The sequence below is a fragment of the Priestia sp. KCTC 13724 genome, from assembly GCF_056820425.1.
On the sequence record NZ_JBXDLD010000167.1, the window covers coordinates 1 to 17,154 of the forward strand.

Sequence of the window (17,154 nt, forward strand, 5' to 3'; positions counted from 1 at the left end):
CAGGATCAAACTCTCCGAAGAAATGTTTGACTTGCTCATAAAAGTTTAAAAAAATTAACGTTGACGTTTTTCGCTTTGTTCAGTTTTCAAAGTTCAACCGTCGCTTAGAAGCGACTTTTTTATATTAACAAGTTAAAAGTAACTTGTCAATACTTTTTTACTTTTTATTATCGCTCACTTGCGACATTTAATAATTTAACAGATATAAATAAAAAGGTCAATACTTTTTCAAAACTTTTTTATCAACTTTGTTTATAGATAATGATTAGTTAACTTGTACGCATTAATAATCGTCTTAGTAATACCTGTCTTTCTTTAATAACACGAGCAATAAACGGGTTAGATTCATATGTATGAGTCTGTATAGATAAATCTTTTAATTCTTTTAATAAAATAGTTTGCAGCTCTACTATTTCTTGTTCATTCAAAGATAACCTTCTCACGTATAGCACCTTTTCTTGTTTATTCTAACCATCGCTGGCAACTTTATATCATCTTTTATAAGAACCGATGATTATTTGTTATTTATCTTTCACACTTTGCATAGAAATTAGACAAGTACTACTTAATTAAATGAGGTGAAAACGTGAATGGATTTTATACAATAAAAGCTAAGCGCTTAAAACAAACCATGATTATTGTTTTATCAGCTTTGTTTACAAGCTTCTTCCTTTATGCTCAACATATGTTTGACTATCCCGTTTTCTCAACGGACGATGGACCACGGGCTGTTTATAAGGTTGAAGAAAAAGATTTAGAGGTAGCCTTAACTTTTAATATCAGCTGGGGAGACGAACGTGCTGTTCCTATTTTGGATGAACTTAAAAAACAAAAGATCAATCAAGCCACGTTCTTTTTATCTGCTTCCTGGGCAGAACGTCATCCAGATGTTGTTGAAAGAATTAAAAAGGAAGGCCATGAAATTGGAACCATGGGATATGATTATAACTCCTATACTTCTATGGAGCCAAACGAAATTAGGCAAGATTTAGCGAAATCACAGAAAGTTTTTACCTCTTTAGGTATTAAGGAAGTAAAACTTTTGCGTCCACCTAACGGACATTTTAATAAAGATATTCTAAAACTTGCAAATAAGATGGGGTATACAATTATTCACTGGAGCATTGACTCAAAAGATTGGACAAATCCAGGTGTTAAAGAAATTGTATCAAATACAACTAAACCATTACATGGTGGAGACATTGTATTACTGCATGCGTCCGATTCAGCTCAGCAAACTGCAGAAGCACTCCCTTATATCCAGCACTCTTTACAGTCTAAAAAAATATCAAACGTGACAGTCTCTACTCTTATTTCTAATACAAAAAGTGATATTCAAGATGTTAAATAAAAAACAACCGGGGGCTATTTAGCCGCTGGTTGTTTTCACTACTTTTGTGTTTGCTGTTAATTTAGGTAAGATCAAAAGCTGATATGTATTACAAATTAACAAAGGAAATAGCATTAAATACAGCCAGCTTTCTTCATTGGTACGAAGTGCAGGAAACCATTCCACTGTCGTAATTACAACAATAAAGAATAGAGCCGGCACAAAAGCCTCTTTTTTCGTGCTTTTAGCCTTTAGGTATGCTACCACTAAGCCGTACACCAAAACAAAAATACTAATTAAAAGGTAACTCAGCATAGATTCTCCCTCTTCAGCAAAAAAGCGATAGCGAAAATAAACTAAATCAAATAGTACAAAAATAATTAACACCAATTGTACGCTTGACCATAAGGATAATGAACGAAAAATCCCAATCCCAAATCGATGAATCGTTAAATATGCAAAAAAACCCATCTGACTAATAAGGCTAAAGATAAAGCCTACACCGATTAGCCACGTTAAAATTGATAAGATCTCTGCTACTTCTCCACCAGCAAATAACTCTTTGTACTCATTCCATCTCACCGCAAAACCAACGATAGATGTACTAAGCCCACCTACTATTAAGGTTGATAAAAAAAGTCGAACCCAATTGCGACTATTCAAGCTCATCCCCCCATAAAACCGTTAAGTAATCCCTTTCATAAATTGTACCAATCGTTTTTTAAAAAATCTAGAGGTGAGCAATGAATAAAAAATGCTCATTATCTCATATTAAGCGTAAGCGTATGTTGAAAGGAGCCCATCATCCATGAAAAAGCTACTCTTGCTCCTCTCTTATGTAGGGATATGCATGTTTTCATTAACTGCCTGTGCCCCTCAAGACGAGGAAAGTAACGGGATGGATTACGATCAAACAAAGAAAATGGTTGTTGATATTTTAAAGACTGATGAAGGAAAGAAAGCCATTGAAGATATTATGGATGATCCTAAACTTCGAGAGAACCTCGTGATGGATCAAGCAATGGTTAAAGAAACAATTTCTGAAACGTTGACTTCAGATACTGGCATTGAATTTTGGAAAAAAGCCATGAAAGATCCAAAATTCGCTGAGAGCTTTGCTAAAAGTATGGAAGCAGAGCATGAACGAGTATTAAAGCAGCTTATGAAGGATCCTGATTACCAAGCCATGCTACAGGACATTTTAAAAGACCCAGCAATGGAAAAAGAACTGTTAACCGTACTTAAGAGTAAAGAATATCGCACTCATTTACAGAAAGTAATGAATGAAACATTCGAAAGTCCTCTTTACCAATCAAAAATTCAGGATATCTTATTAAAAGCTGCTGAAGAAAATTCTGAACAACAAGGTCAAAAAGGTGAAAATAGTGACGAAGGCTCTTCTGAAGAAGAATCCGTTGACGCTGAAGAACAAGAACAAGATTAAAAAAGAGTTTGAGACATAACAAAATGATTGCTTCTAAAAGACGAACACTCGCTGTTCTCATCTCTTTGGTTTGTCAGAACACGTTCGTTCCATTGCGCTGCGGGATCTCCGTTTTCCCTCTCTTTCCCGCAGGAGTCGAGTATCCTACGATCCATTCCACCCTGTTTCCAACATTGTTTGCACAATCAACAAAAAACCTGAACGATTGAAAGTGAGGAGCTCTCAACCGTTCAGGTTTAACATTGGCTGAATTACTGATGTCCCAGCCTCTTTTTAATTATAGACGTTTTGTTCGCAAATATCCGCGACTTTTTGAGCGATTTCTTTATACACTTTCCCTAAACGATGAGACTTGTCATACACAGATGGAGCAAAGTCTTCTTCATTCCAATCTGGTTGACTTAAAGGAAGCTGGCCTAATAGCTTGGTTTGAAGTTCTTCAGCTAATTTTTGACCGCCACCTTTTCCAAATACATATTCCTTCTCACCAGTCAACTTACTCTCAAAAAAGGACATGTTTTCAACCACTCCAATTACTTCATGATCCGTCTTCAATGCCATTGCGCCGGCTCTTGCTGCAACGAATGCTGCAGTTGGATGTGGAGTCGTAATAATAACCTCTTTACAAGATGGAAGCATTGAATGAATATCTAATGCAATGTCACCTGTCCCTGGAGGTAAATCTAATAATAAATAATCTAATTCTCCCCATTCAACTTCTGTAAAGAAGCTTGTCAACATTTTACCAAGCATGGGGCCACGCCAGATAACTGGTGAATTATCCTCAACAAAGAATCCCATTGAGATTACTTTAACCCCTAATCTTTCTACAGGAATAATACGTTCTCCTTGTACCGTAGGACGCTGTGTAATCCCCATCATATCCGGAACGCTAAATCCGTAAATATCAGCGTCAATTAAACCTACTTTTTTTCCTAAACGTGCTAGAGATATCGCTAAATTTACAGAAACCGTTGATTTCCCCACGCCACCCTTACCACTCGCAACTGCGATAAATTGCGGAGGGTTAAGACTCGTAAGTAAGTTACCACCGTTCTTTTGCTCAGCGCGAAATGGTGCTAATTCTTCAGGAGTAAATTCAATAAAGCGAATTCCTACTGTTGCAGCACCAATTTCTTTTAGTTTTTCAACGATAGTTGATTGTAATGAAAGTTGTTCGCTCGTACCTGTTTTAGCTACAGCAACTTTTACACTAATATGCTTTTTCTCTTCTTTGATTGAAATTTCTTTAATTGCATCTGTTTCGTTTAATGATCTGTTTAAAAATGGATCTACAATTTCCCCTACTGCATCTTTTACCTGTTGTTCCGTAAGCATATTCCCACCACCATGTTAAAAGTCATTTTCCACTTTTAGTATACCATACTCTAATACATACAAGGTTACATGTTACCCTATTTTGCTTTTTCACCTGCAAAATAGCGACTTACTCCTTCATAGATAGATTCTGATACCTTTTGCTGATACTTTTTAGTTTCTAACAGCTCACGTTCAGAAGGATTGGATAAAAACCCGACTTCAACTAAGGCACCCGGTGGATCTGCATGCTTTAATAAGTAGAGAGTTTGCATGACTTTAGCTTCTCTTGTTGTGTTCTCTAGGTTTGCTTTTAGTTCATTTTGAATTAACTTCGCTACTTGTTCATTCTCTTTTAAAGAACCATGGTAAAACGTTTGAGCACCTTTCCAAGCTGGAGATGGAATAGCATTAAGATGTATGGTTAAATACAAATCTGCATTTGATTCATTAATGATATCAAGTCGCTTTTTTAAATCTTCAACCTTACGCCTGCTATATCCTTTTGTTTCTTTTTTAGCTAAATCCTTGTCTGTTTCTCGCGTCAATATCACTAAAGCACCTTGTTCTTGAAGGTAATCTCTGAGTTCAAGTGACATTTTTAACGTAATATCTTTTTCCAACGTTTCTTTTCCACCAACAGCTCCACCGTCAGGACCTCCATGACCAGGGTCAATTACAATGATTTTCCCGCTTAGAGGCAAAGAGAAAGAGCCTGACGATACCTTGGTACCAAATTGATATTGAATGATAAATGCAATAACAACAAACGCTAATAGCCCGCTTATAATTTTTACTTTAGACAAAAAATCCCCTCCCATTCCCACATACCTATTTACTTCTATATGGGACAAGGGGGCAATTTATGATTATTTTTCAACTAAGGCGAAGACGATGTCTACGAATACCCGTTTCGTATCCTTCATTCCACCACTCTTCTACATAAGACTGGCACAGATAATAAAGGCTGTCCTTAGAAACTTCATTTGAAGCGGAACATAGTACTTCAAATAGCGTGTCTGCTAACAGCTTCTCTTCATTTACACTGCGCAGCTTTGATTGTTCTGCTGTTTCTCCCCAAGTGAAAAACTTACTTGTTCTTGCTCCTAGCAAAAACGATTCGATAGCAATATCCATACAGTACTCTTCAACGTGGTATTCGCTCATCACATGCCACTGAAAAATAGGTCGGAATGTTTTATCAGCTTTTCTGTGTAGTTCCTCAATGGACAAATCTCGTAAGATTTTGCGCTCATACTTCATTTCTTTTTCGTATCGCTTCTCTTTAAACGTGTTCGCTTCATACATAAATATGCAAGACTCCTTTTTCTCATATTGTCTACACAACCTGTAATCTCATTCATTAAAAGCTAAGACAATATAAAAAAACCCTCGGTCTTTGAGACCAAGGGTTGAAACGATAATAGAAATTAACGTTTTGAGAACTGAGGTGCACGACGAGCGCCTTTAAGACCGTATTTTTTACGTTCTTTCATACGAGCGTCACGAGTTAATAGGCCAGCGCGTTTTAATGTTACGCGGTATTCTGGATCAGCTTCTAATAAAGCACGAGAAATACCGTGACGGATAGCACCAGCTTGACCTGCGTAACCTCCACCATCAACGTTTACAAATACGTCATAGTTACCTACAGTTTCAGTTAAAGCAAGTGGTTGCTTTACTACTTCACGTAGTGCAGCGAATGGGATGTACTCTTCGATTTCACGACCGTTAATTACAACGCGACCGTTACCTGGTACTAAACGTACACGAGCAACAGAGCTTTTACGACGACCAGTTCCATAATATTGTACCTGTGCCAAGATAATAACCTCCTTATTAATTATCCGCGAAGTTCGTAAACTTCTGGTTTTTGAGCTTCATGTGGATGTGTGTTACCAGCATATACATGAAGTTTTTTGAACATTTGACGACCTAAGCTACCTTTTGGAAGCATGCCTTTGATTGCTAATTCAAGCATTTTTTCAGAGTAGTTAGTACGCATTTCTAATGCTGTACGTTGCTTTAAACCACCTGGGTGCATGCTGTGACGGTAGTAAATCTTGTCAGTTAATTTCTTACCTGTTAATTCGATTTTCTCAGCATTGATAAGGATAACGTTATCACCAGTATCAACGTGTGGTGTAAAAGTTGGTTTATGTTTACCGCGTAAGATAGATGCTACTTCACTAGCAAGACGACCTAAAGTTTTACCTTCAGCATCAACAACATACCATTTACGCTCTACTTCGTTTGCTTTCGCCATGAAAGTTGTACGCATGAGTTTCCCTCCTAATTTTCATCAATAATAAAATTATTTCAACCTTATATTTCAACACGATTAATTTCCGGGGCTAACCGTGGGGTTAAAATACATACCATATGATATATTATATGTTTACACTACTAATGTCAAGAAAATGTTACACCAGGTTTAGTTGTCATAGAAAACTTGCCACAAATAGAGCCCTTCCGCCGGAGCTGTTTTCCCCGCTAAAGGCCGTGATTTGCTCTCTAATACTGCTTTTATATCAACAGGATCTATTTTACCTTGTCCTACATCTAACAATGTACCAACAAGAATACGTACCATATTGTATAAGAAGCCATTTCCCTTAAACGTAAGTACAAGTTGGTTACCCTCTTCGACCAAATCTATATTATAGATTGTCCGCACCTTATCTTCCACTTCTGTTTTTGCAGAACAAAAACTCGTAAAATCATGAGTGCCGATGAGATAATGACTTGCTTCTTTCATCTTCATGTAATCAAGCTTATAAGGATAGTGGTATGCATAATAACGAGTGAAAGGATTGCGATTTTCCTGCCTATCAATATAATAACGATACTCTTTCGCCTTCACATTGAAACGAGCGTGAAACTCAGAATCGACTTCACTTACATACTTAATTACAATATCATCTGGGAGCATTGAATTCAATGCTTTTTTCCACTTATTGAGTGGAATATTTAGGTCTGTATCAAAGTGAATAACTTGACCTTCAGCATGAACCTGTGCATCCGTTCGACCAGATGCATAAATGGTTATTTTCCTTTTATGCATCTGTGTTAAAACCTTCTCTATTTCACTTTGAACTGTTCGTTTCTCCGGCTGTACCTGATACCCAGCAAAAAGAGAACCATCATACGCCACGATACATTTTAAGCGTTTCATTTTTTTCACCAAACCAGTTTAATTTCGAATAAATAATAGACCCACGGCTAAACAAACGAGCGTAATCAGCATAATGGTATCAGCTGCTCCCCAGGTTAGCTGTCGATACTTTGTACGCCCTTCTCCCCCTCTATATCCTCTAGCCTCCATTGCAATCGCTAGCTCTTCAGCTCGCTTAAACGAGCCAATAAAAAGTGGGACAAGCAACGGAACTACTGCTTTTAGTCGATCCATAATAGGTCCGCTACTAAAGTCGACACCACGAGCTGTTTGAGCCTTAATAATTTTATCTGTTTCATCCATTAAAGTAGGAATAAAGCGTAATGATATAGACATCATTAATGCTAGTTCATGAACAGGGAATTTTAGCTTCTTTAAAGGGCCTAGTAAACTCTCAATACCATCTGTTACTTGAATTGGCGTTGTTGTTAACGTCAGCAAAGTGGTAATTAAGATTAAAAATAAAAAGCGCAGAGATATTAATAAACCTTGAATAACTCCACCTTGATGGACAGATAAGAAGCCTAATTCAAGCAAGACAGGTCCTTCTTTAGTCATAATGATATGCAAGATAAACGTAATAATAATAATCCATATAACCGGCTTTAAGCCTCGTAGGATAAATGAAAATGGAACCTTGCTCATAAAGACCAACAGGGCTGTATAGGCTCCTAGTAACACATAACCACCTGCATTATTAGCGAGGAAAACGATTAGGATATAAGCAAATACGAGTAAAAGCTTAGCTCGAGGGTCCATTCTATGAACAATTGAATCCCCCGGGACATACTTCCCTATAATCATGGAATTCATCATGGCTTCTCACCCTTTAACATTAATCCTTGTACCTGCTGAATAACCTCTTGAAAAGTGAGGGGAACCTGATTATCTCTACGCTTGAATTTTTCTTGTAGCTTTAAGGAGAAACGAAGCGTCTCGGGAACCTGTAGTCCGTATTCATTTAATTTCTCATATTGACTGAATACTTCTTTAGGCGTACCTTTAATAGCAATAGTTCCTTTATTCATAACCAAGACTTCATCTGCATACATTGCAGCATCTTCCATGCTATGAGTAACCAGAATTGTTGTAAGGCCCTTTTCTTTATGAAGCGTATACAGCATATCCATAATCTCTTTTCGACCTCTTGGATCTAAACCTGCTGTTGGTTCATCTAAAACAAGAACTTCAGGTTCCATTGCTAAAATTCCAGCAATAGCTACCCTTCTCATTTGCCCTCCACTCAAATCAAATGGAGAACGCTGCAACATATCTTGTGATAAGCCTACTAATTCAATTAGCTCTCTTGCTTTTTTCTGTGAATCTTCCAAGCTTGCTCCATAATTCATTGGCCCAAAGCATATATCCTTCTCAATTGTTTCTTCAAACAGCTGATGCTCTGGAAACTGAAAAACGACTCCTACCTTTTGACGAATCGGCTTTAATTGCTTTTCCTTACGGTTAGATTCTATGGTACGAGCTCCGATTGTAATGGAGCCAGACGTAGGCTTTAAGAGAGCGTTTAGATGCTGAATAACCGTTGATTTACCAGAACCCGTATGCCCGATTACTGCTAGAAACGTCCCAGATTTAATAGTGAGGTTTAAATCATGGAGCGCCATGCGTTCAAAAGGAGTATTTAGTTGATAACGATGCTCTACGTTTTTGAATATAATGTCCATAGTTCGTTCACCAAGTCCTCATCCGTTAAATGAATTTTTGATAGCGGAATGCCTAAAGATGCAATCTTTTCACTTAGCTTCACTGAAAATGGTAAGTCCAAGCCAATTCTCGTTAACTCAGAGCCTAAAGCAAAAATTTCCCTAGGTTCTCCACTCGCAAAAACTTTTCCTTTGTTTAAAACAATTACACGATCAGCCATAGCTACCTCATCTAAATCATGAGTAATGGAAATAACCGTGAGTTTTTTTTCTTCTTTTAATTTTCGAACAGTTTCAAGTACTTCGGTTCTACCTATCGGATCTAACATTGAAGTAGCTTCATCTAAAACAATAATATCTGGCTGGACTGCTATAATACCTGCAATTGCCACACGCTGCTTTTGGCCTCCAGATAAGGAATGTGGCTCTTGATTAACATAATCGCTCATATTGACGAGCTGAAGAGCTTCAGGAATACGCTGAGCCATTACCTCGTATGGAATACCGTTATTCTCTAAGCCAAATGCAATATCGTCTTGTACAGTAGAGCCTACAAATTGGTTATCAGGGTTTTGAAACACCATTCCAATCTGTTTACGAATTTCCCAGATAGTATCAGCATCAAGAAACGTATCCATCACTTTAACACATCCAGATTCCGGAAGAATCAAACCATTTAAAATTTTTGCCAGCGTTGATTTACCCGAGCCATTATGCCCCGCAATTGCCAACCATTCACCTTTATAAGCAGAGAAACTAATTTGATCGAGTGTTAGATCATCATTTGACTCATAGCGAAAACATAAATTCTTTACTTCAAGTGATGTCTCTTTCAACGTAACGATCCCTCTAATCTTTACTCTTCATATAAAAAGGTTGAAGAGTTAATGGTATAAAAAAAGGGCAACGACTAGTTTCAAACTGTCTCGCCCTTTTCCACATGTATAAATTATTAAACTAATTCAATGATAACGACTGGAGCACCGTCACCACGGCGTGGTCCAACTTTTAAGATACGAGTGTAACCGCCTTGGCGATCTTCATATCGAGTAGCGATATCGCTGAATAGTTTTTGTAATGCGCTTTGGTTAGCTTCTTCGTTAGCTACTTCATTACGGATGTAAGCTGCAGCTTGACGACGAGCATGTAAATCTCCACGTTTACCTAAAGTAATCATTTTTTCAACAGTTGAACGTAACTCTTTAGCGCGAGCTTCAGTAGTTTGGATACGCTCGTTGATGATTAAATCAGTTGTTAAATCACGAAGAAGCGCCTTACGTTGTGCGCTTGTACGACCTAATTTACGGTAAGACATGTGAGGTCCCCTCCTTTGTTAAGTAGTTAAACAGATTAATAAGATATCAATCGTCTTTACGTAAGCCTAAGCCCAGCTCTTCAAGTTTAGCTTTCACTTCTTCTAAAGATTTGCGGCCTAAGTTACGAACTTTCATCATATCTTCTTCTGTTTTGTTAGCAAGCTCTTGTACAGTGTTAATGCCTGCACGTTTTAAGCAGTTATAAGATCGAACAGATAAATCTAGTTCCTCGATAGTCATCTCAAGAACTTTTTCTTTCTGATCTTCTTCTTTTTCTACCATAATCTCTGCTTTTTGGGCTTCATCAGTTAAGTTAACAAAGATGTTTAAGTGCTCAGTTAAGATCTTTGCACCTAAAGCTACTGCTTTTTCTGGCTCGATGCTTCCATCTGTCCATACATCAAGTGTTAACTTATCATAATTCGTCATTTGCCCCACACGAGTATTTTCTACATAATACGAAACACGCGTAACAGGAGTATAAATAGAATCAATTGGAAGAACTCCAATTGGTTGGTCTTCACGCTTGTTTGCATCGGCAGGATTATAACCTCGACCAGTGCGAGCAGTTAGTCTCATACGGAAATGAGCATCTGATTCAAGTGTAGCAATATGAAGATCTGGATTTAGAACTTCAATATCACTATCTGCTTGAATATCAGCAGCCGTGACAGTACCAGGACCTTTAACATCAATCTCAAGAGTTTTCTCTTCATCAGAGTAAATCTTTAACGCCAATTTCTTAACGTTTAAAATGATGTTTGTTACATCTTCAACAACCCCAGGGACTGTTGAGAATTCATGTAATACACCTTCAATTTGAATAGATGTTACAGCTGCACCAGGGAGTGAGGATAATAGGATACGACGTAAGGAGTTACCCAAAGTAGTACCATATCCACGCTCAAGTGGTTCGACGACGAATTTACCGTACTTTCTATCATCGCTGATTTCTACCGTTTCGATTTTTGGCTTTTCAATCTCTATCATAATAAACCCTCCTTCAAAACGTCGAAACCTCGGCTAGACTGAGTCTTCTCAAGGCCTAACCGAAATTCCCTATTAGACAGTTCCCGAATGTGCACAACAAATGAAAAAACATTTCGTTGCATGAATAAATTCTATACCATCATCATTATCGACAATTGTACAGAATCTATACATATTAATTATACACGACGACGTTTTGGCGGACGGCATCCGTTATGAGGAACAGGAGTAACATCTTTAATAGCTGTTACTTCTAAACCTGCAGCTTGAAGAGCACGGATAGCAGCTTCACGACCTGCACCAGGTCCTTTTACTGTTACTTCTAAAGTTTTCATACCATTGTCCATTGATACTTTAGCAGCTGTTTCAGCAGCCATTTGAGCAGCAAATGGAGTAGATTTACGAGAACCTCTGAAGCCAAGTGCACCTGCACTAGACCAAGCGATCGCATTACCGTGAACATCTGTAATAGTTACGATAGTGTTGTTGAACGTAGAACGAATGTGAGCAACACCAGATTCAATATTCTTTTTCACGCGACGTTTACGTGTATTAGTTTTACGTGCCATCTGTTAATGACCTCCCTTACTAATTATTTCTTCTTGTTCGCTACAGTACGGCGTGGGCCTTTACGTGTACGAGCATTGTTTTTACTGTTTTGACCACGAACTGGTAAACTACGACGGTGGCGGATACCACGGTATGAACCAATCTCAATTAAACGTTTGATGTTTAAAGAAACTTCACGACGAAGATCGCCTTCTACTTTATAGCTATCTAAAATATCACGAATTTTACCTAATTCTTCTTCTGTTAAGTCACGAACGCGAGTATCTTCAGAAACTCCAGCTTCAGCTAGAACTTTTTCAGCAGTTGGACGACCAATACCGAAAATGTATGTTAAAGAAACGACTACGCGTTTGTCACGAGGAATATCAACACCAGCAATACGTGCCATGTGAACAGTGCACCTCCTTATGATTAACCTTGTTTTTGTTTATGCTTAGGGTTTTCACAAATTACCATTACTTTCCCTTTTCTGCGGATTACTTTACATTTTTCGCAGATCGGCTTTACCGATGGTCTGACTTTCATGTTTCATACCTCCTTGATAGTACGGAGTGCATAGGTTTTATTTGAAACGGTACGTAATTCTACCGCGAGTTAAATCGTATGGTGATAATTCTACAGTTACTTTGTCACCAGGTAAAATGCGAATGAAGTGCATACGAATCTTACCAGATACATGAGCAAGTACTGTATGACCATTTTCTAATTCTACCTTGAACATTGCATTAGGTAAAGTCTCTAGGACTGTACCTTCTACTTCAATTACATCGTCTTTTGCCATTAAAGTGCTCTCCTTTCTTTGCAACAGTAACAAGCTATCATTAATTGACTTAAAAAGAACCTGTTCTGAACATCCGGAGATCGTAATCATTAAATTCAAGATGGATCACGTTTGTAATATACATCTTTACCATTTTAACAGCAATTCAGACGAAAAACGAGCATCGTGAATTTAGATAATTACTGTTTAACTGTCCAGTGCATCTAGCGAGGAATGGATAGAGATAACCTTAACTACCAACTACAGCGTTGTTAGAATTTCATATCCCGTCTCAGTGATTGCAATTGTATGTTCGAAATGCGCACACATCTTTCCGTCGACTGTTACAACAGTCCAGTTATCAGATAATGTTTTGACATATCGAGTTCCAGCGTTCACCATTGGCTCTACTGCCAACACCATGCCTGGACGTAGACGCGGTCCTTTATTTGGTGGACCATAATGTGGAATCTGCGGATCCTCATGTAAATCTTGGCCAACACCATGACCAACATATTCTCTTACAATTGAAAAGTTTTGAGATTCTGCATACGTTTGAATAGCATGTGAAATATTCGATAATCGATCGCCGGGCTTAGCTTGCTCTAAGCCTTTATAAAGAGATTGCTCTGTGACATCTAGAAGCCGTTGATTTTCTTCTGAAATCTTTCCAACTCCGTACGTCCAAGCAGAATCACCGTGATAGCCATTGTATTTAGCACCAATATCAATGCTTATGATATCTCCTTCTTGCAGCTTTCTGTTTCCTGGAATACCATGAACTAATTCTTCGTTTACAGAAGCACAAATACTACCGCGAAAACCATTATACCCTTTAAAAGACGGAATTGCATCATGTTGACGAATAAATTTTTCAGCAATTGCATCCAATTCTTCCGTCGTAATACCAGGTTGAATATGTTTTTTTAACTCTTGATGAGTTAAAGCTACAATTTTCCCTGCTTCACGCATGATTGCAATTTCACGCGGCGTCTTGCAAATGATCATTGCTTGACTCCCCCGAGTAAATTACGGATGTCGTCAAATACAACGTTAATGTCTTGATTACCATTAATATTGCGTAAATAACCTTTTTCTTCATAGAAATGAAGTAATGGTTTTGATTGTTCAACGTTAACTGAGAGTCTAGTTGAAACAGTTTCCTCATTATCATCTGCACGCTGGTACAGCTCTCCCTCACACTTGTCACAAACGCCTTCTTTAGCAGGAGGGTTGAATACAAGGTGGTAAGTAGCTCCACAGTCTTTACAAATGCGACGCCCTGTAAGGCGTTCCATAAGGATACTTTCATCTACATCAATATTAATAACATAATCAATCTTTTTGTTTAATTCTTCTAAGATTGTTTCAAGAGCGTCTGCCTGTGCTACTGTTCTTGGGAATCCATCAAGTAAAAAGCCATTTTCACAATCTTGTTTGTTTAAACGTTCACGAACAATACCGATTGTTACTTCATCTGGTACAAGATTACCTTGATCCATAAATGATTTAGCTTTTAAGCCTAGAGGCGTTCCTTCTTTAATTGCAGCTCGGAACATATCTCCTGTTGAGATATGAGGGATATCGTAATGCTCAACGATCTGTTCTGCTTGAGTACCTTTCCCAGCACCAGGAAGGCCCATTAACACTAAATTCATTTTTTGCTTCCCCCTCAGTATCTATCTGTTTAATGGGAAAGCAAGCTGCTTCCCACTAAACCCTTTATTTAATAAACCCTTTATAATGTCGTTTCACTAATTGACTCTCAAGCTGTTTCATTGTCTCAAGAGCTACACCGACAACGATTAACAAACTAGTACCACCAATCTGTGCAGACTGAGGTAAATTTGCAACCTGGATAAAAATCACTGGTAGTACAGCAATTAACGCAAGGAAAATTGAACCGATTAATGTTAAGCGGTACAACACTTTTGTTAAATATTCTTGTGTGCTTTTACCAGGGCGAATACCTGGAATGTATCCACCTTGCTTCTTCAAGTTTTCTGCTACTTGCTCTGGGTTAACCTGAACAAATGTGTAGAAATATGAGAAAGCAATGATTAACGCAACATATACTATCATACCAATTGGCTGAGTATAGTCAAACGTCTTTTGAATCCAATCTGTCACATCATTCGGACCGAAGAATGATGCAATCGTTGGTGGAGTAATAATGAATGAAACTGCAAAGATAACAGGAATAACCCCAGCAGCATTTACTTTTAACGGTAAATGTGTGGACTGACCACCCGTAGGATTACGACCGGCTGAACCCTTTGCATATTGAATAGGTATTTTTCGTAAAGCTTGTTGGAAATAAATAACACCAACTACAATAGCTAATACAGCAAGTGCAATTAAAACAACTGTCACAATACGAATAAATAACTGATCCCCAACATCTTCGAATTGCTGAGCGTAGATCTGGTTGAGTGTTGTAGGGATCCCAGCAGCGATACCAGCAAAGATAATGATGGAAATACCATTACCGACGCCTTTCGCTGTAATCTGTTCGCCTAACCACATTAAGAACGCTGTTCCTGCCGTTAGTACGACAGCAATTAAAAGATAAGTAGCGACTCCGGGATTAGCAATTAATTGCCCACCCGACATATTGTTAAATCCTATAGACATACCTAATGCCTGGATAAATCCAAGCACAATTGTTCCGTAACGAGTTACTTGGGCAAGTTTACGACGCCCAACCTCTCCTTGCTTTGACCATTCTGTAAACTTAGGTACAACATCCATCTGCAATAATTGAACGATGATGGATGCTGTAATATAAGGCATAATGCCCATTGCAAGTATAGAGAAGTTTTGAAGAGCCCCACCACCAAATGTATTTAGAACTCCAAATACATTTAACTCGTCTTGCAACTTCAGTACATCCGTATTAACACTAGGTACAGGAATAAAAGTACCAATTCGGAAAATAACTAACATTAACAATGTGAAAAAGATTTTTTGTCTAATTTCACGTACGCGCATTAAATTGGAGATTGTTTGAAACATTATTAGATCACCTCTGCAGTTCCGCCAGCAGCTTCAATAGCTTCTTTAGCAGATGAGGAGAACTTAGCAGCTTTAACAGTTAGCTTAGTAGATAATGTACCGTTACCAAGCACTTTAATACCAGCCTTCTCTTTGCTTACTAAACCAGTTTCAATTAATAGTTCTGGTGTTACTTCAGTTCCATCTTCAAAACGATTTAAAGCTTCAAGGTTAACGATCGCATACTCTTTGCGATTGATGTTAGTGAAGCCACGTTTTGGAAGACGACGAAATAAAGGTGTTTGACCACCTTCGAATCCAGGTCTTACGCCACCGCCAGAACGAGCGTTTTGCCCTTTGTGACCTTTACCTGAAGTCTTTCCGTTACCTGAACCAGTACCACGACCTACACGGTTACGCACTTTACGTGAACCTGCAGCTGGTTGTAATTCATGAAGTTTCATTCCGGAGCACCTCCTTAGAGTGACAATTTATAATTATTGCTCTTTTACTGTAACAAGGTGAGCTACTTTGTTAATCATACCGCGAATTGCAGGATTATCGTCTTGAACGACAGTTTGGTTTACTTTACGTAAGCCAAGTGTACGAACAGTTACACGTTGATCTTCTGGACGACCAATTACGCTACGAGTGAGGGTAATTGCTAATTTGTTTGCCATTCTGTGTCCCTCCTTATCCTAACAGTTCTTCTACAGACTTACCACGTAGTTTTGCAACTTCTTCTGCACGTTTTAGGTTAGCTAAACCGTTAAGAGTTGCACGTACCATGTTAATTGGAGTATTTGAACCTAAAGATTTAGATAGAATATCACTTACGCCAGCTAATTCTAATACCGCACGAACTGGACCACCAGCGATAACTCCCGTACCTTCAGAAGCAGGTTTCAAGAAAATTTGACCTGCACCAAATTGTCCAAGGATTTCGTGTGGAATTGTAGTACCAACCATAGGTACAGTGATTAAGTTTTTCTTCGCATCTTCAATTGCTTTACGGATTGCATCTGGTACCTCTTGTGCTTTACCAGTACCAAATCCAACATGACCGTTTTTGTCACCAACTACTACTAAAGCAGCAAAGCGGAAACGACGTCCACCTTTAACAACTTTAGCTACGCGGTTAACGGTAACAACACGTTCTTCAAGCTCTAATTTATTTGGATCAATACGACGCATGATTTTCCCTCCTTTTACAATTAGAATTGTAATCCAGCTTCACGAGCAGCGTCAGCTAAAGCTTTTACGCGACCATGATATAAATAACCGCCACGATCGAATACTACTTCTTTCACGCCATTTTCTACTGCGCGTTTAGCAACTAATTCGCCAACTTTTGTAGCAGCTTCAACGTTACTAGTACTTTCTAAAGAAAGATCTTTATCTAAAGTAGACGCACTAGCAATTGTTACTGAATTTAAATCGTCAATGACTTGTGCATAAATATGTTGGTTAGAACGGTACACGTTTAAACGTGGACGAGTTGCAGTACCAGACAATTTAGCACGAACACGAGCATGTCTTTTCTTACGAACTTTGTTCTTATCTTGCTTCGTGATCATTTCGGTCACTCCTTTCTTTT

27 protein-coding genes are annotated in these 17,154 nt (G+C 38.2%); 2 read left to right on the forward strand and 25 right to left on the reverse strand.

The genetic code is table 11. From position 1 onward, the window contains the following. Positions 1 to 269 precede the first annotated feature (269 nt). The gene (locus tag AC1UFB_RS18365) at positions 270 to 443 is read right to left on the reverse strand and encodes a hypothetical protein (protein ID WP_153301109.1); all 174 of its coding nucleotides are present in this window, start codon (positions 441 to 443) and stop codon (positions 270 to 272) included. Between the two features lie 143 nt (positions 444 to 586). Between AC1UFB_RS18365 and pdaB the strand changes: the two genes are divergently transcribed. After that, positions 587 to 1,351, forward strand: a complete 765-nt coding sequence (gene pdaB, locus AC1UFB_RS18370; RefSeq protein WP_100346478.1) for a polysaccharide deacetylase family sporulation protein PdaB — start codon at positions 587 to 589, stop codon at positions 1,349 to 1,351. An 18-nt stretch (positions 1,352 to 1,369) separates the two neighbouring features. Here the strand turns inward: pdaB and AC1UFB_RS18375 are convergent, their stop codons facing one another. Continuing rightward, complete coding sequence (locus tag AC1UFB_RS18375) at positions 1,370 to 1,993, reverse strand: KinB-signaling pathway activation protein (RefSeq protein WP_025909762.1); 624 nt, start codon at positions 1,991 to 1,993, stop codon at positions 1,370 to 1,372. Between the two features lie 145 nt (positions 1,994 to 2,138). On the opposite strand from AC1UFB_RS18375, the gene gerD reads away from it, so the two are divergent. After that, positions 2,139 to 2,774 carry a spore germination lipoprotein GerD gene (gerD, locus tag AC1UFB_RS18380; protein ID WP_100346479.1) on the forward strand — a complete coding sequence of 212 codons (636 nt, stop codon included), beginning with the start codon at positions 2,139 to 2,141 and terminating at the stop codon, positions 2,772 to 2,774. Here the strand turns inward: gerD and AC1UFB_RS18385 are convergent. The 23 genes from AC1UFB_RS18385 to rplR form a co-directional block, all read right to left on the reverse strand. Then, positions 2,771 to 2,929 (reverse strand): hypothetical protein, encoded by a 159-nt coding sequence (locus tag AC1UFB_RS18385; RefSeq protein ID WP_482589684.1) that lies wholly within the window; start codon positions 2,927 to 2,929, stop codon positions 2,771 to 2,773. The two genes, gerD and AC1UFB_RS18385, sit on opposite strands and share 4 nt — an antisense overlap. A gap of 118 nt (positions 2,930 to 3,047) precedes the next feature. Continuing rightward, positions 3,048 to 4,112: an Mrp/NBP35 family ATP-binding protein gene (locus AC1UFB_RS18390; RefSeq protein ID WP_100346480.1), complete on the reverse strand. Its 1,065-nt coding sequence runs from the start codon at positions 4,110 to 4,112 to the stop codon at positions 3,048 to 3,050. Between the two features lie 77 nt (positions 4,113 to 4,189). Continuing rightward, positions 4,190 to 4,897 carry an N-acetylmuramoyl-L-alanine amidase CwlD gene (cwlD, locus tag AC1UFB_RS18395; protein WP_482589686.1) on the reverse strand — a complete coding sequence of 236 codons (708 nt, stop codon included), beginning with the start codon at positions 4,895 to 4,897 and terminating at the stop codon, positions 4,190 to 4,192. Between the two features lie 70 nt (positions 4,898 to 4,967). Beyond that, positions 4,968 to 5,399: a DUF2521 family protein gene (locus AC1UFB_RS18400; protein ID WP_025909758.1), complete on the reverse strand. Its 432-nt coding sequence runs from the start codon at positions 5,397 to 5,399 to the stop codon at positions 4,968 to 4,970. A gap of 122 nt (positions 5,400 to 5,521) precedes the next feature. Beyond that, on the reverse strand, positions 5,522 to 5,914 hold the full coding sequence (rpsI, locus tag AC1UFB_RS18405; protein ID WP_025909757.1) for a 30S ribosomal protein S9: 393 nt from the start codon (positions 5,912 to 5,914) through the stop codon (positions 5,522 to 5,524). A 20-nt stretch (positions 5,915 to 5,934) separates the two neighbouring features. Further along, positions 5,935 to 6,372, reverse strand: a complete 438-nt coding sequence (gene rplM / locus AC1UFB_RS18410; protein ID WP_025909756.1) for a 50S ribosomal protein L13 — start codon at positions 6,370 to 6,372, stop codon at positions 5,935 to 5,937. Positions 6,373 to 6,525: 153 nt separating this feature from the next. Further along, positions 6,526 to 7,266, reverse strand: coding sequence for a tRNA pseudouridine(38-40) synthase TruA (gene truA, locus AC1UFB_RS18415; protein ID WP_025909755.1), 741 nt, complete (start codon positions 7,264 to 7,266; stop codon positions 6,526 to 6,528). 18 nt (positions 7,267 to 7,284) lie between these two features. Further along, the gene (locus AC1UFB_RS18420; protein ID WP_100346483.1) at positions 7,285 to 8,082 is read right to left on the reverse strand and encodes an energy-coupling factor transporter transmembrane component T family protein; all 798 of its coding nucleotides are present in this window, start codon (positions 8,080 to 8,082) and stop codon (positions 7,285 to 7,287) included. Then, the gene (locus tag AC1UFB_RS18425; RefSeq protein WP_062687372.1) at positions 8,079 to 8,948 is read right to left on the reverse strand and encodes an energy-coupling factor ABC transporter ATP-binding protein; all 870 of its coding nucleotides are present in this window, start codon (positions 8,946 to 8,948) and stop codon (positions 8,079 to 8,081) included. The genes AC1UFB_RS18420 and AC1UFB_RS18425 overlap by 4 nt, the downstream gene beginning before the upstream one ends. After that, positions 8,924 to 9,763, reverse strand: coding sequence for an energy-coupling factor ABC transporter ATP-binding protein (locus tag AC1UFB_RS18430; protein WP_025909752.1), 840 nt, complete (start codon positions 9,761 to 9,763; stop codon positions 8,924 to 8,926). Before AC1UFB_RS18430 ends, AC1UFB_RS18425 begins: the two co-directional genes overlap by 25 nt. Positions 9,764 to 9,879: 116 nt before the next feature. Further along, entirely contained in the window at positions 9,880 to 10,242 is a 363-nt protein-coding gene (gene rplQ / locus AC1UFB_RS18435; protein WP_025909751.1) for a 50S ribosomal protein L17, read from the reverse strand. 46 nt (positions 10,243 to 10,288) lie between these two features. Beyond that, the gene (locus AC1UFB_RS18440; RefSeq protein WP_013054952.1) at positions 10,289 to 11,233 is read right to left on the reverse strand and encodes a DNA-directed RNA polymerase subunit alpha; all 945 of its coding nucleotides are present in this window, start codon (positions 11,231 to 11,233) and stop codon (positions 10,289 to 10,291) included. 179 nt (positions 11,234 to 11,412) lie between these two features. Then, entirely contained in the window at positions 11,413 to 11,802 is a 390-nt protein-coding gene (gene rpsK, locus AC1UFB_RS18445; RefSeq protein WP_025909750.1) for a 30S ribosomal protein S11, read from the reverse strand. Positions 11,803 to 11,825: 23 nt separating this feature from the next. Beyond that, positions 11,826 to 12,191 (reverse strand): 30S ribosomal protein S13, encoded by a 366-nt coding sequence (rpsM, locus tag AC1UFB_RS18450; RefSeq protein WP_025909749.1) that lies wholly within the window; start codon positions 12,189 to 12,191, stop codon positions 11,826 to 11,828. 23 nt (positions 12,192 to 12,214) lie between these two features. Then, positions 12,215 to 12,328 (reverse strand): 50S ribosomal protein L36, encoded by a 114-nt coding sequence (gene rpmJ, locus AC1UFB_RS18455; RefSeq protein ID WP_003156543.1) that lies wholly within the window; start codon positions 12,326 to 12,328, stop codon positions 12,215 to 12,217. Between the two features lie 37 nt (positions 12,329 to 12,365). Next, a complete protein-coding gene (gene infA / locus AC1UFB_RS18460; RefSeq protein WP_025909748.1) occupies positions 12,366 to 12,584 on the reverse strand; it encodes a translation initiation factor IF-1 in 219 nt (72 codons plus the stop codon). A gap of 240 nt (positions 12,585 to 12,824) precedes the next feature. Then, positions 12,825 to 13,571 (reverse strand): type I methionyl aminopeptidase, encoded by a 747-nt coding sequence (map, locus tag AC1UFB_RS18465; protein ID WP_025909747.1) that lies wholly within the window; start codon positions 13,569 to 13,571, stop codon positions 12,825 to 12,827. Continuing rightward, complete coding sequence (locus AC1UFB_RS18470) at positions 13,568 to 14,221, reverse strand: adenylate kinase (protein ID WP_025909746.1); 654 nt, start codon at positions 14,219 to 14,221, stop codon at positions 13,568 to 13,570. The genes map and AC1UFB_RS18470 overlap by 4 nt, the downstream gene beginning before the upstream one ends. A 64-nt stretch (positions 14,222 to 14,285) precedes the next feature. Continuing rightward, positions 14,286 to 15,578: a preprotein translocase subunit SecY gene (gene secY, locus AC1UFB_RS18475; protein ID WP_025909745.1), complete on the reverse strand. Its 1,293-nt coding sequence runs from the start codon at positions 15,576 to 15,578 to the stop codon at positions 14,286 to 14,288. 2 nt (positions 15,579 to 15,580) lie between these two features. Further along, positions 15,581 to 16,021 (reverse strand): 50S ribosomal protein L15, encoded by a 441-nt coding sequence (gene rplO, locus AC1UFB_RS18480; protein ID WP_025909744.1) that lies wholly within the window; start codon positions 16,019 to 16,021, stop codon positions 15,581 to 15,583. 33 nt (positions 16,022 to 16,054) lie between these two features. Beyond that, entirely contained in the window at positions 16,055 to 16,237 is a 183-nt protein-coding gene (gene rpmD, locus AC1UFB_RS18485) for a 50S ribosomal protein L30 (protein ID WP_025909743.1), read from the reverse strand. A gap of 13 nt (positions 16,238 to 16,250) precedes the next feature. After that, on the reverse strand, positions 16,251 to 16,751 hold the full coding sequence (gene rpsE, locus AC1UFB_RS18490; protein WP_025909742.1) for a 30S ribosomal protein S5: 501 nt from the start codon (positions 16,749 to 16,751) through the stop codon (positions 16,251 to 16,253). A 20-nt stretch (positions 16,752 to 16,771) separates the two neighbouring features. Next, positions 16,772 to 17,134, reverse strand: coding sequence for a 50S ribosomal protein L18 (gene rplR, locus AC1UFB_RS18495; RefSeq protein ID WP_025909741.1), 363 nt, complete (start codon positions 17,132 to 17,134; stop codon positions 16,772 to 16,774). Between the last annotated feature and the right edge of the window lie 20 nt (positions 17,135 to 17,154).